Origin of the sequence: Paenibacillus sp. USHLN196, from assembly GCF_037144955.1 — a bacterium.
GTDB lineage: Bacteria > Bacillota > Bacilli > Paenibacillales > Paenibacillaceae > Paenibacillus > Paenibacillus xylanexedens_C.
The window spans coordinates 669,670-683,325 of record NZ_JBBCYH010000003.1; the positions used below are offsets into that span (position 1 = coordinate 669,670).

Annotated in this window: 11 protein-coding genes; 8 read left to right on the forward strand and 3 right to left on the reverse strand. The window is 43.0% G+C overall.

What is annotated here, in order from left to right:
* Nucleotides 1–198: 198 nt before the first annotated feature.
* The gene (locus tag WFI24_RS09685; protein WP_336760228.1) at nt 199–2,517 is read left to right on the forward strand and encodes a glycoside hydrolase family 95 protein; all 2,319 of its coding nucleotides are present in this window, start codon (nt 199–201) and stop codon (nt 2,515–2,517) included.
* Between the two features lie 120 nt (nt 2,518–2,637).
* Nucleotides 2,638–4,899 carry a glycoside hydrolase family 3 N-terminal domain-containing protein gene (locus tag WFI24_RS09690; RefSeq protein WP_336760230.1) on the forward strand — a complete coding sequence of 754 codons (2,262 nt, stop codon included), beginning with the start codon at nt 2,638–2,640 and terminating at the stop codon, nt 4,897–4,899.
* A gap of 99 nt (nt 4,900–4,998) precedes the next feature.
* Here the strand turns inward: WFI24_RS09690 and WFI24_RS09695 are convergent, their stop codons facing one another.
* The 3 genes from WFI24_RS09695 to WFI24_RS09705 form a co-directional block, all read right to left on the reverse strand.
* A complete protein-coding gene (locus WFI24_RS09695) occupies nt 4,999–5,643 on the reverse strand; it encodes a TetR/AcrR family transcriptional regulator (protein ID WP_336760232.1) in 645 nt (214 codons plus the stop codon).
* The gene (locus WFI24_RS09700) at nt 5,636–6,838 is read right to left on the reverse strand and encodes an MFS transporter (RefSeq protein ID WP_336760233.1); all 1,203 of its coding nucleotides are present in this window, start codon (nt 6,836–6,838) and stop codon (nt 5,636–5,638) included. Before WFI24_RS09700 ends, WFI24_RS09695 begins: the two co-directional genes overlap by 8 nt.
* Before the next feature lie 160 nt (nt 6,839–6,998).
* Nucleotides 6,999–7,547, reverse strand: coding sequence for a TetR/AcrR family transcriptional regulator (locus WFI24_RS09705; protein WP_336760235.1), 549 nt, complete (start codon nt 7,545–7,547; stop codon nt 6,999–7,001).
* Nucleotides 7,548–7,736: 189 nt separating this feature from the next.
* On the opposite strand from WFI24_RS09705, the gene WFI24_RS09710 reads away from it, so the two are divergent.
* The 6 genes from WFI24_RS09710 to WFI24_RS09735 all read left to right on the forward strand — a co-directional run bounded on the left by WFI24_RS09710 (nt 7,737) and on the right by WFI24_RS09735 (nt 13,487).
* A complete protein-coding gene (locus tag WFI24_RS09710) occupies nt 7,737–8,738 on the forward strand; it encodes an NADP-dependent oxidoreductase (protein ID WP_336760237.1) in 1,002 nt (333 codons plus the stop codon).
* A 12-nt stretch (nt 8,739–8,750) separates the two neighbouring features.
* Nucleotides 8,751–9,764, forward strand: a complete 1,014-nt coding sequence (locus WFI24_RS09715; RefSeq protein WP_336760239.1) for an NADP-dependent oxidoreductase — start codon at nt 8,751–8,753, stop codon at nt 9,762–9,764.
* 3 nt (nt 9,765–9,767) lie between these two features.
* Nucleotides 9,768–10,619 (forward strand): alpha/beta fold hydrolase, encoded by an 852-nt coding sequence (locus WFI24_RS09720; protein WP_336760240.1) that lies wholly within the window; start codon nt 9,768–9,770, stop codon nt 10,617–10,619.
* Between the two features lie 229 nt (nt 10,620–10,848).
* On the forward strand, nt 10,849–11,433 hold the full coding sequence (locus WFI24_RS09725; RefSeq protein ID WP_336760242.1) for a TetR/AcrR family transcriptional regulator: 585 nt from the start codon (nt 10,849–10,851) through the stop codon (nt 11,431–11,433).
* A 229-nt stretch (nt 11,434–11,662) separates the two neighbouring features.
* Nucleotides 11,663–12,364 carry an SDR family oxidoreductase gene (locus tag WFI24_RS09730; protein WP_336760244.1) on the forward strand — a complete coding sequence of 234 codons (702 nt, stop codon included), beginning with the start codon at nt 11,663–11,665 and terminating at the stop codon, nt 12,362–12,364.
* 34 nt (nt 12,365–12,398) lie between these two features.
* Nucleotides 12,399–13,487, forward strand: a complete 1,089-nt coding sequence (locus tag WFI24_RS09735; RefSeq protein WP_336760245.1) for an alkene reductase — start codon at nt 12,399–12,401, stop codon at nt 13,485–13,487.
* Nucleotides 13,488–13,656: the final 169 nt, after the last annotated feature.

Here is a 13,656-nt window from a genome sequence, read left to right on the forward strand (position 1 = left end):
TACACAGAACAAAAACTTGTACTGTCAGTTTCGGAATTTACGATTAAACACCTCTAATGCTGGGATAGGATTGTGATAATTCAAGTTAATTTTGTTCATTTAGATGTTCATGAGATTACAGTACACTGAAACAACATACAAACGGAACAGACTAAACACCAAAAATTTGAGGAATTATAATTCGTTGGAGGGTTTAACGTGAAGACCAAAAATATCTGGTTTACTCAACCTGCTGGAACATGGGAAGAGGCATTACCTATCGGAAATGGAACTCTTGGAGGCATGATTTTTGGGAAAACACAGCTCGAAAGAATTCAGCTTAATGAAGATAGTCTGTGGTATGGTGGTCCGATGCAGCGGAATAATCCCCAAGCACTTGAATCTTTATCTCAGATCAGAAGACTGATTTTTGATGGTAAGATTAGTGAAGCAGAAGAACTCGCAGCAGTTACTCTGGTAGGTGTTCCTGACGGGCAAAGACATTATGAGCCATTAGGGGATTTGTATATCGCTATGGATCATAGTGAACATGAACCGAATGAATATCAAAGACATCTCGATCTGGAACAAGGCAAGGTAAACGTGAATTATATGGAAGATCAATCCATATACAGCCGTGATTATTTTGCCAGCTACCCGGATCAAGTGCTCGTTGTTCATCTCAACTCTAGCATGCCTGGAAAGTTATCTTTCTCCACTATTTTTGGCAGGGGAACTGTTCTGGAATCCACACGATATTCCGATATTCTTAAGCATCCTGTTGGTTTCCAATCCTATCTGGACCGAATCGAGAAGCATGGAACTAATAATTTGATTATCCGAGGAAGAAGTGGGGGAGAAGAAGGAATTCGATTTTGTTGCGCGATTCGCCTTATATCTGAAGGAGGACAGGTTCACTATTCAAGCGGTCAGCTTTCTCTGAAGAATGGTAATTCAGCAACAATTCTAATCTCGGCTTGCACAGATTTCCGAGTACCCAAGGAACAACTTGAAGCGGAGTGCCTCCGCAGAATTGAGGCCGCTTCAACAAAGCCATATAGCGAACTGCTGGCGGGTCATGTCTCGGACTATCAGTCCTTATTCAAAAAGATGGATATACATCTCGAAGATGAAAATAAAGATGTGATATGTTCTGAACTTCCAATCGATCAGCGCCTTGAACGGCTTAGAGCTGGTAAGCATGATCAGGAACTGATGAGTCTATACTTTCAATTTGGTCGCTATCTGCTTATCTCAAGCAGCCGACCAGGTTCTTTACCGGCAAATCTTCAAGGGATATGGAATAAAGACATGCTCCCTGTATGGGATAGCAAATATACAATTAATATTAATACACAGATGAACTACTGGCCTGCAGAAAGCTGCAATCTGTCTGAATGTCACGTTCCATTGTTTGATTTTATAGATCGACTGCAAGTCCGAGGAAAGGAAACCGCTAGCATGATGTATGGATGCAAGGGGTTCGTTGCTCATCACAATTCGGATATCTGGGCAGACGCTGCTCCGCAGGATGTATGCATGACATCGACGTTTTGGACCATGGGAGGAGCATGGCTCTCATTACATCTGTGGGACCACTACGAATACAATAAGGATGTTCAGTTTCTTAAAAAAGTTTATTCCACGATGAAGGATGCGGCTATGTTTATTCTGGATTATCTAATAGAGGATCCTTCCGGCAATTGGGTGATATGTCCTTCGTCCTCACCGGAAAATCGCTATTTATTAGAAAATGGAGAGTCGGGGGCTTTATGTTTTGGGGCTTCAATGGACAATCAGATTATTAGAGAACTCTTCACGCGTTGCATTGAAAGTACCCGGATCTTGCAAGAAGATGAGGAATTCGGAGAATTACTCCGTAGTGCTTTGACCAAAATACCGGAGACCTCCATTGGAAAACATGGCCAGATCCAAGAGTGGAGTAACGATCATGATGAATTGGAACCTGGTCACAGACATATTTCCCATTTATTCGCTTTGCATCCTGGAACGCAAATTACGTTGCAATCTACGCCTGATCTGGCTAAGGCAGCTCGCGTAACACTCAACAGAAGATTGAAACATGGTGGTGGACATACAGGATGGAGCAGGGCGTGGATTCTCAACATGTGGGCACGATTAGAGGAGTCGGAACTTGCACACGATAACATCGTGGAACTTCTACGTTCCTCCACGTTACCCAATCTGTTTTGTGACCATCCTCCATTTCAAATTGATGGGAACTTTGGAGGTACTGCAGGGATAGCAGAGATGCTTCTCCAGAGCCATGACGACGTAATCAGATTGTTACCTGCTTTACCTGCAGCGTGGCCGAAAGGATATATTCGTGGTATTCGGGCACGTGGCGGATTCGAATTAGATCTGGAATGGGAGAAAGGTCGTCTGTTGAATACCAGAATTCGCTCTATCGGAGAATCAAGAGTAACCATATCCTATCAGGACCAAAAGATAGAATTATCCTTTTCTGGCCCCAATTCTATGATTGAATTGAAAGGATACGACTGGATTAGGGCATAAAAAGTTACCTGATCCAGCAAGCTATACTTTTCATAGTTATATTAATACTGTAAAAAAGCGCAACAAACGATATCGTAGTAGCGTCTATTCATCCATAGAATAGCAACAGGAGTGAAATGGATGCATGTAAAATGGATGACAATTATAGGTGGTGTTCTCGGCTCCATGCTTATAGGGGCGGCGAGTGCAGCTGCGGAAGAACGTTTTGTCGATCTGCAGCACTCCAAATGGGCTGAGGATGGCATTGAGTACATGGCGAAGCGTGGAACAGTAGCGGGATATGGCAACGGAATATTCAAGCCTCAGGCACAGGTGACGAGGGCACAAGCCGTCACTTTTATGGTTCGGGAGCTATATCCAGATCAGCTTCAAAAAGAGGTAGAAGGCACGATATATGCGGATGTCCCAACTACACACCCCTTCCATCGTGAGATCGCAATAGCAGCTAAAAATGGACTTGCGAGTGGTTTCCCTAACGGGACCTTCCGACCGGATGCGCCGCTTAGCCGCGCAGAGACTGCGGCGTTCCTTACACGCGCATATTCACTCGCGGAAGGTAATGAACCCGCAAGATGGACAGATACGGACATGCATTGGGCAGCAGCACCCATTCTTATCATGAGTTCCAATGGTTTGGTCGGCGGTTATTCGGATGCCACTTTTCGTCCAAATCAATCTGTCACGCGCGCTGAATATGCCGTATTTATGGCGCGTGTGATTCGCTTCGAACGTGAAGCCGCCATTCGGACACAAGATTGGGACAAACTGATATCCTATATGACGGTAAGCGAGCAAGTCGGCCAGATGCTTATGCCTGATATTAGGCAATGGAACGGTAAAGCGACGACGACCGTTAATGAAGGACTGAAACGCACTATCCATGATCAAGACTTGGGCGGACTCATTCTTTTCGATAAAAATATTGTAGACGTGAAGCAGCTTACAACCTTTACACACCATCTGCAAAGGGAAGCCGGCGACATTCCTCTATTTCTTAGCATCGACCAAGAAGGAGGCGTTATTAAGCGCATTCCAGGTGGGACGAATCTGCCAGGTCAAATGGCGCTAGGCGCAACCGGAGACACAGCACTGGCCGAAGCCGCCGGGCAGTTGACAGGGGAGGAACTGAAGGCACTGGGGCTGCAGATCAACTTTGCTCCGGTGCTTGACATCAATAGCAATCCAGACAATCCCATCATTGGCATCCGATCATTTGGCTCAAATGCAGATTTGGTGTCCCGGCTTGGTATCGCAACGATACAGGGCTTACAGCAATCCGGGGTGATGGCGGCAGTTAAGCATTTTCCGGGGCATGGAGATACGAAGGTAGACTCCCATCTTGGAATGCCGGTACTAACTCATAATCGCGAGCGACTTGATGCGGTAGAATTGAAACCGTTTCGGGCTGCGATTGAAAATGGGGTAGAGATGATTATGACCGCGCATATTGCTTTTCCTGCGATAGATAACGAGTATGTCACTTCGCTCAAAGACGGAGAACGTGTGCCGATCCCGGCTACCTTATCGAAAAAGGTACTGACCGGACTGCTTCGCGGAGAGCTGGGATATGAAGGTCTTATCATTTCGGATGCTTTTACCATGAATGCAATTGCGGAGCATTTTGGGGAGAATAAATCGGTAGAACGCGCCGTTTCCGCAGGTGTTGACATCATCCTTATGCCGAAAGATTCAGCAACCGCCCATCAAGCGCTGGTGAACGCAGTGAACAATGGAATGATCGCGGATGAAACCATACATGCATCCGTGAAGAGAATATTGGAGATGAAATCGAAATATGGTTTGTTTGAACGCAGCGAGTCGCTTTCACACAAGCTAGCTCAGCTTAATGGCATCATCGGATCGAAGGAGCATCGAGCAGTGGAACAGACAATCGCAGAGCGAGCAGTTACTGTACTCAATAGCCGCGAAGGTGTGCTTCCTGATCCAATTAAGCAAGGCGACCGGGTTGTTATTGTCGCAGCCGAGCAGGAACAGGCAAAACAGCTTGAGAAGCAACTGTTGCAAGCCGCTAATAACCTGTCGTTAAAGACGGAAATATCACTTGTTGGACAAGGCAAAACGAATGAAATGCTTCAGGCAATTAGCAAAGCCAATTACGTCATTCTGGCATCTTACCAATTCCGTAATGTGGCCAGCCAGTTTGGATGGAGCGATTATCAAACCTTGATTAATGTGATGAACAAGAATGAACAGCGATACACGCTGTTGTCTCTCGGTAACCCTTACGAAACGATCTATTTGCAGGACGTGCGCTCAGGAATTGCTGTGTATGGAAAGCAGGAGCCGAATACGTCTGCCGGGATCAAAGTATTGCTTGGCCAACTGAAGCCTGAAGGAAAGTTACCCGTACAAACGGATTAAATGATAAATAAATGAAGAAAAAAAACGGATTCCAGTATACGGGATCCGTTTTTTTATTTAAATTTTGATTTTACCGATCCATTTACATAATTGCTAACTTCACTCATGTAATTCCTCGCTACAGACAAAATGAAGCAGCATCTTCACAAACTGCTCCCTGATCCGCGTATCCATTTCATCGGATTTGGACGGATCGATCTTAACGATCCTCTGTAGCATACCCATCATCGTTGTGAAGATGAATTGAGCAAGCTCGAGTGGAGGGGACGGATTCTTGATACTGCCGTCAGCAACGCCTGTAGTTAAAGCATGCAAGAGGAAATGGTCTTCTTTCCCTTGCTGGTTGAATCGTTCGTACTGTTCTCTTAATTCAGGACTAAAATCATACATTTCATAGTTGATATCAAATAATTGAATAAATCGGATGTAGTCTGGATGATCCTGGGCAAACACAACCCATGTATTCAACATGACCGTGAGTTGTTCTCGTCCGTTCATGTCCTTCGTTGATGTACGACTAACCTCATCTGTTAAATGTTCAATCAGTTGCATCTGAATGGCTAGAAGAAGCTCATCCATAGACTGAAAATGTTTGTAGAAGGTCACTCTGCTAAGTTCAGCTTTAGTGCACACATCCTTAATCTTCACCTGAAGCAATCCATATTTCAAAAAAAGTTCCTTACCTGCTGCAATCAAATCATCACGATGTTTATTTCTCAATTGTTGATGCCAGTTTTCATTCACTTGTATACAATTGTCCTTTCTTCGAACGAAATGCGTTCAGGGTCAGTCCGAGAGAAGCGAGCAGCATAATTGCACCAAAAATATACGGGAAGTTTATGTTTTTGTCAAACAATAGCCCTGCGATCAGCGGACCAATCACCGTTCCGAGACTTGAGAATGTGGTGTTCAGACCCGATGCATAGCCTTGCCGATCTCCTGCATTCTTGGATATTAACGTGCTGACCGAAGGTCGCAAAAACGAATTAAAGGCAAAGAATAACGCAGAAGCGAACAACAGAAACACAAGGTTGACCTTAATTAACATTAACAACAAAGCTATAGGTGTGATTATCAAGGAGAGACGGATCAGTTTAACTTCACCGATTCTCTGTACGAACCAATCCAAAAGCCAGATTTGCACAACGATACCGATAATCGCGCCCAAGGTAATAATGATGGAGATCGTCGCAGCGTCAAAGCCGTATTTTTGCTCTGCAAAAAGAGCGAATACCGTCTCATAACTCATGAGGCCAAAGGTCATGACGAGCAACACAATCAAGTATTTGAAATAGGGGACTTTAAAAGAACTCCAGATTTTCTTGCCCAAGTGATCTCCTTTTTGAAGACGGGTGGAGATGGTTCTTTTCTCGGGGGGAAGTGTCTCAGGCAATAGCAGCGTCATTAGGGCCGCAATCAGTCCCAGACCCGCTGCGAAGAAATAGGGCATGCGAATGCCCATCTCGGCAATGAGCCCGCCCAGACCAGGTCCCAGAACCATCCCCAAGTTCATAGCTGCGCCGAAATAGCCCATGCCTTTAGCACGTGTCTCTGGCGTTGTAATATCGGCGACATATGCGAGGTTTGCAGGAACCATCAAACCGAGACTGATTCCACCGATAAACCGTGCGACATAGAGGAACGGCAATGACGTCGACAGCGCAAATATGATATCTGAAATGACAGACAGAAACATACCTGCGATGATCAACTTTTTGCGTCCAAATCGATCAGACAGTTGTCCCCCGAGAGGTGAAAAGAAGAATTGAGCGGCACCGAAGGCTGCAACTAAAAATCCTGCTACTGTGCCTCCCGCATGAAAAAGCTTCAAATACTCCGGCAATATGGGGATAAGCATCCCTTGCCCCAATAAAGCGATAAACAGATTTAACATCAGAATGAACAATGGAAAGCGAACTGATTTTGGTAATGTACTCATGTACGTCATAATCTCCTTCGTTTACATGGTGTTAACCTTTACGTCATGTAAACCATTTTAATGGGTTCGAAGGAGATCTGTAAATCTTTTTTTGGAGAAGCAGTCATTTCGTTACTGACAATGTCAATTACGCTCGTTCTTCGTCTGTAGTAGTCTCGATCTAAAGCCCATGCTTGATTAAACTCCAGATGCACTCGAATCTGTCTTCGTAGTCGGGTAAATTCCAAGAATCTTTGAAGGACGGGAGATTAAATACCGCAAACGCAGATAGGATTGCCTCTGCCCGTTCTAGGTTGGGATCGTGATAGTTCATCAATTCGTCAATAATTTGATAGGATTCCCACAGTACGTCTCGTAACACTTGCGGATTGCTGTCGACGTATTGAGTATTCAAAGCGAACATTTGTGGATTCTCGTTATACGCGCGTTTTTTGGCGTTAACAAATGCCCAGAGCCAATCGTGGAGCAAGTCTTGTGTATTGATCAAATTATTCTTGTCTAATTTGATTTGTTCTGAAATCATTCGGTTGAACCAGGTCTTAGATACCGCTGCCCAGAGCTCCTGTTTATTTTTAAAGTGTTTATACAGCGCTGCATGGGTGATATTTAATTCATCCGCAATTTGAGAGAGTGTAACTTCGGATTTTTCCGTGCGTTCAATTAATGCTTCTGCTGTTTCAATAATAAGCTCTTGAGTGATTTTAGCCATGATTTTCGGCCCTTCTTTCTGATGAAAATCCTTTAATATCTGTTTGTATATACACCCGTATGTTAGCACAAAGGAGAAAGAGTAACAATTGTTGACTTTTGTAACCTGCGATAATATGCTTGTTATACAAGTTACAAAACCTAAAAAAAGTTACTAGCATATTATTCAGTGCATAGGAGGCCATTAAATATGAAGGCAGCACAGATTACCAAATACTCAAAAAATTTCATAGTAGAAATTAATGATATTCCAGTCCCAGATATAAATGATAACGAAGTCTTAGTCAAGGTGAAAGCGGCGGCGGTTAATCATTTAGAATTACTCATCGGTACTGGGAGTGTGAAGCTTATTCAGGATTATGAGTTCCCTTTGATCCTCGGAAACGAACTGACGGGTGTTATTGAGAAAGTCGGAAAGAATGTTCGGGGGTTCAACGTTGGCGACGCCATTTATTCACGCCTACCACTACAAAAAATCGGTGCTTTTGCGGAATATGCGGCAATTCATGCGGACGCCATCGGGCACTTACCCGCTAATCTCGATTTTGTGACTGGTGCTGCTGCACCATTAACCGGTTTGACTGCCTATCAAGGTTTGCATGAAGAATTAGCAGCCCAATCTGGCGAAACTGTGTTTATCCCCGGAGGGTCTGGGTCATTTGGCCAAATGGCCATTCCTATTGCCAAAAGCATGGGGCTTGAGGTCATCGTCAGTGGAAATACGCAAGCGCGTAAACGGACTATTGCGGTTGGAGCAGACCGATATATTGATTACACGACTGAGAATTATTGGGAACAGCTTAGTGATGTTGATTATGTAGTTGATACCTTGGGACCAAGCGAATTTAATCATGAACTTTCTATTATTAAAGCAGGAGGTCGCCTTCTTTCTCTGCGAACCGGTCCTAATAAACGGTTTGCCCAAAAACTAGGCTTGTCAGGTTGGAAACAGAAACTCTTCACCATTGCTGGGGCAAAATACGATTACAAAGCGAAGAAAAAGAATATTCAATATCATTTCATTTTTGTTCGCAGTGATGGTGCACAATTAAAGAAAATCACCAAGATTATTGAAGATAACGGGATTGTACCAGCGGTGGACCCGACTGAATTTCATATTGAAGATATTAATGAGGCTCTGAAGCTTGTTGCGACTGGTCATCCTAACGGAAAAGTCATTATCCGATTCTAAGGAGAGCACCTAATGAAAGCTGCACAAATTTCTAGATATTCCAAAACACTTGAAGTGAAAATCAACTCAATTGATATTCCATCAATCACATCTACGCAGGTTTTAATCAAGACAAAGGTAGCTGATGTTGATCCACACCTTGTCTTGGCGATTACAGGCAAAGTTAAGATATTTGATCGTTACAACTTTCCATTGACTCTGGGCAACCAGCTAGCCGGAGTGGTAATCGAAGTCGGCACCGGTGTCATGGATTTTAAGGTCGGTGATCACGTGTACACTATGCCACCGCTAGACAAGATGGGGGCGTTTGCCGAATATGTCGCAGTAGATGCGGCAATTGTGGCTAAGATGCCCACCAATCTTTCCTTTAAAGAAGCAGCGGCCGTGCCATTATCTGCTTTGACGATCATCCAGGCACTAGCCATTTTAGATGTTCGGCAAGGTGGTAAATTATTTATTCCTGGGGGGACGGGTGGCTTTGGTCAGATGGCCGTTCCTTATGCGAAGTCACAAGGACTGTTTGTGACCGTCAGTGGTAGTGGATCTGCACGTGATATGGCCAATCAACTCGGTGCAGATGAGTTTATCGACTATGAAACGCAGGACTATACTCACATACTGAGAGGCTATGATTATGTTATTGATACCCGTGGCGCCAGTGAAATTAGTAAACAAATGAAGATACTAAAGCCCGGTGGTAAATTATTGTCGTTAAGCGCTGGTCCCAATGCCCGTTTCGCTAATCGAAGCGCAGACTTGTCAACGGCGAAGAAGATTCTGTTCAGTTTACTGGGGTTGCCTTTTGATGGACTAGCGAAATGGCATAAGAAGAGTTATGACTTTCTGTACGTACAGCCGAATGGTCAGCAATTAGCAGCTTTCACACAGTATCTTGAAAAAACAAACATTAAGCCGGTGATTGATTCCGAGTACACGTTTGATCAAGTGAATGCCGCGATTGCTAAGATTGCGACAGGGTATTGCGAGGGGAAAGTTCTGTTAAATGTAGAAGATGGAGGTTACTAAATAATGAAAACTAACGATTCATATGTAGAAGCACCAAATCTAAGTGTTAAGACGGCAGATGGAACAGTTTACGCGTACCGTGAACTAGGAAAGAAAACGGGTATCCCAGTCATCTTTTTCACTCATTTATCTGCTAATCTGGACAACTGGGACCCACGCGTAGTGGATGGTATTGCCCAAAAACATTGGGTCATTGCATTCGATAATAAGGGTGTTGGACTTTCTAGTGGGAAAGTCCCAGATACGATTGAACAAATGGCAAGAGATGCGTTGACGTTCATTCATACATTGGGATTTGAGCAAATCGATATTTTGTCATTTTCGATGGGTGGTATGATTGCACAAGAACTATTGGCCATTGAACCAAGACTGGTTCGTAAACTTGTTTTGTCAGGAACAGGCCCGCGTGGTGGTAAAGGCATTGAAAATGTTACGAAACTTTCTGATCGTGATTTGATACGTGCCATCTTCACGTTGAGAGATATTAAAACCTATTTATTCTTCACGCGAACAGATAATGGCAAAAAGAAAGCAAAAGAATTCTTGGTTCGTATCAAAGAACGTAAAGAGGCGCGAGATAAGATGATTAGTATCAAAGGATATCGTAGACAACTTAAAGCCATCCACGAGTGGGGAATGGCAAAACCTGCTGATTTGTCAGAAATTACGCAACCTACACTTATAGTGAACGGTGATGATGACAGAATGGTACCGACACCTAACTCCTATGATTTGGCACAACGCATTCCAAATAGCAAGCTCATTATTTATAAAGACTCCGGTCACGGTGGGATTTTTCAAAATCATGATGAATTTGTGAAATCAGTAATAGCATTTTTAGATAAACAACAATGAAAATGAAAGTGCCCAAAAACTAGGGCATGTTGAGAAATAAACTATGCGTGAACGCAGGATTTACCAAAGTTATGCACTTTTCAATGAAGTTCGCCCCGGATTTTATCACGCATACTTGGGGTCAAACGATTCATAAACTAGGTAATAAGAAAAACTAAGCTTATACATTTTTTATTCTTTACCGATCGTTCTCAATATGTTATATTGAGTATGGGAGGAGGGAACCAGAATGGCACGTTATAAAGAATTTGAAGAAAATGTAGTACTAGATAAGGCAATGAATCTCTTTTGGGAACAAGGTTATGAAAAGACTTCAATGACGGATCTAGTTGAGCATATGGGTATCCATCGGAGAAGTTTGTATGACACCTTTGGCGACAAACATACGTTGTTCCTGAGAGCAATGGATCGATTTCGAACTAAAGTAAATAGTAAGCTTGCAGAAGTAGTTAAAGGCTCTGACACGGCTGTTGAGGCTCTTCAATTGATTCTTAGTTACATGATATATGGGAATGAGGATGAAGATTCACCTTCTGGTTGTTTAATGGTCAATTCTGCCGTGGAATTAGCTATGCGCGATGTAGATGTGGATTCTAAGGCCACTGAATCATTTACACTGGCAGAGCAACTGTTCAAGGATATTATTTTGTGGGGACAGAAGAATGGTGAATTAAACCTAGATTATGATGCCGGAGTACTGGCAGAACATCTGAATGTAGTGGGTATTGGGTTGAGGGCAATGGCGAGAACTTCCATTCCTAAAGAGAAACTGCAACGTACAGCCAACATCTCTATAGAACTTTTAACCACATAGTATTGTTAATTGTCCTTTATATAGCATTGTATATCATTTTTAGAATGATCGTTTTAATATTTTGGACTAACAAATCTTTCTTTTTGAAGAGATCGCTCTTTTTACCAAATATAGAATGATCATTCTTATATTATAAAACATATCCCTCCTCCACATAAGCATTTGTATCTGAGAAGAATACAAAAAATATTTTAGAATACTACACTATAAAATAAAAAGGAGTAATAAAATGAAAATTTCTGAACAAGTCGCATTTGTTACTGGAGCAAACCGGGGATTTGGCCGCCATCTTGCCCTTGAACTTCTATCAAGAGGGGCGAAAGTGTATGCAGGTGCAAGAAACCCGGAGACTATTGATATTCCAGGTGTTACACCAGTTAAGTTGGATATTACCAACCCTCAAGAAGTTGCAGCTGCTGCTATGATCGCTCAGGATGTTACCGTGCTAATTAACAATGCAGGTTCATCAACAGGAGCGTCTTTACTAGACGGTGATCCTGAAAAAATAGATTTGGAATTTAATACACACTTTTTCGGTACACTGTCCATGGTTCGGGCATTTGCACCGATCATAGAGAAAAACGGGGGAGGATCAATTTTGAATATTCTTTCCGGATTATCATGGTTTAGTTCGGGAACTTTAGGCGCATATACGGCTGCCAAGGCTGCAGAGTGGGCATTAACGAATGACTTACGATTAAATCTATATCCACGCAATGTAAGAGTAGCTGGTCTACATGTTGGCTTTATGGAGACAGACATGACTGCTAACGTAGACATGCCTAAATCCAATCCTGCAGATATCGCGAAAACAGCTATTGACGGCATAGAATCTGACAGCTTTGAAATTATCGCAGATGAAGTTAGTCGTCAAGTACAAGCTGGACTTGCCGGTGGTGTAGCTGCACTATACCCACAACTTTCTAAATAAAAAACTATTTTAAACTACAGAGGAGTTGTTCAAAATGAGTAAATTGTGGACTAAAACAAAAATCGGAAAAATGGAATTACCTCATCGTTTAGCTATGGCACCAATGACACGTAGCAGAGCAGAAGAGGACGGTACACCAGGTGAACTAAGCTCCCTTTACTATGCTCAAAGAGCATCGATGGGGTTAATCATTAGTGAAGGCACACAACCTTCTGATGATGGGCAAGGTTACTTGAATTCACCTGGTATCTATACTGAAAAGCATATAGAAGGTTGGAATAAGATTACGAATGCAGTTCATAAAGCTGATGGTCATATATTTATCCAATTAATGCATGTGGGCCGCATATCGCATCCAGATAATACACCTCATCATCGTCAACCTGTTGCTCCATCTGCAATCGCGCCAGGTGTGGAGATGTTCACCGCTAAAGGAATGCAGAATATCCCGGTTCCACGGGAGTTAAGTAAAGAGGATATTCAAACAACCATTGCTGATTTCCGAAAAGCAGCAGCGGCGGCTATAAAAGCAGGTGCAGATGGCGTCGAAATTCATGGAGCGAATGGTTATCTGATTAATCAGTTTCTTGGAGAGAATTCAAATACACGGACAGACGAATATGGAGGCTCTATAGAAAATCGTAGTCGCTTCGCGATCGAAGTAGCGAAAGCCATTATCGAAGAAATTGGAGCAGAAAGAACCGGCTTCCGTATTTCGCCAGGAACACCTCTTGGAGGAATACAAGATGGGGAACAAGGTTCTAAGCTTTATCTCCATCTCGTAAAGGAATTAGCTCAATTGGATTTGGCTTACCTTCATGTCATGCATCTTGGAAATGAGAAGCTTCTCCAAGACATTCGTACAAGCTGGACAAATGCATTATTGGTCAACAGAGCAGGGCGTGCCATTGATGATATTAGTGTAGATATTGATAGTGGCACAGCTGATCTGGTACCTGTTGGTGTATGGTCTTTGGCTAATCCAGATTTTGTAGAACGTCTCAAAGTAGGGTTCCCTTTAAATGAAGTTGATCGTAATACTTTATATGCTGGTACCGGAAGTAAGGGTTATACAGATTATCCTACGATGGATGAAGTGAAAGCACAAAAGTCGATGAAATAAATTGTTGCTTTGCTTTCAAAAGAGAGAGGTTTAAGTTGGAAACAGGCCGTCCCTATAATGATATGCTCCCATCACAGTAGACAGTAGAAAAAACAAAACTCTACTTCTACCATGATGGGAGTTTTTGTAATGTCCAAAAGAAGCCCGGTTTCATATGAAATCAAGATTC